A 526-nucleotide genomic window follows, 5' to 3' on the forward strand; every position below is an offset into this window, starting at 1 on the left:
AAAAGACAAATCAGTTTAACCGACACGTTTAACCGACACCAAATATTATCACTGTATCTCCCGTTGCGTCAGGCGCGCATTTCTCTGTGGCGAAGATAAATTTACCGGAAAATCATACGAGCACCGCCGGGACTGGGTTGAAGAAAAGCTATTGATGTTGGCTTCCGTATTTTGCATTGATGTTTGTGCTTATGCAGTGATGAGCAATCATACTCACATTGTTTTATATGTTGATGACAACAAGGCGAAACGTCTGTCCGATGAAGCGATTGTGATACGATAACATTTAAACCAGACACCCACCTCTAATTTGCACCTTCCTATGATACCGCCTAAGCTTTAATTCTGCACTCAATGGATTGAGGAAACCAAACGATGGCAACTGCCCGTAAAAGACAAATCAGTTTAACCGACACCAAATATTATCACTGTATCTCCCGTTGCGTCAGGCGCGCATTTCTCTGTGGCGAAGATAAATTTACTGGTAAATCATACGAACACCGCAGGGATTGGGTTGAAGAAAAGC

General features: G+C 42.8%; 2 pseudogenes. Both read left to right on the plus strand.

Annotation, left to right across the window (positions count from 1 at the left end):
* Nucleotides 1-55 precede the first annotated feature (55 nt).
* Nucleotides 56-280, plus strand: a pseudogene (locus EAG18_RS22065) (transposase); the annotation flags it as partial.
* Nucleotides 281-375: 95 nt separating this feature from the next.
* A pseudogene (locus tag EAG18_RS22070) lies at nt 376-526 on the plus strand (transposase); the annotation flags it as partial.

The sequence above is a fragment of the Pseudoalteromonas sp. J010 genome, from assembly GCF_003934235.1.
Taxonomy (GTDB): Bacteria; Pseudomonadota; Gammaproteobacteria; order Enterobacterales; family Alteromonadaceae; genus Pseudoalteromonas; species Pseudoalteromonas peptidolytica.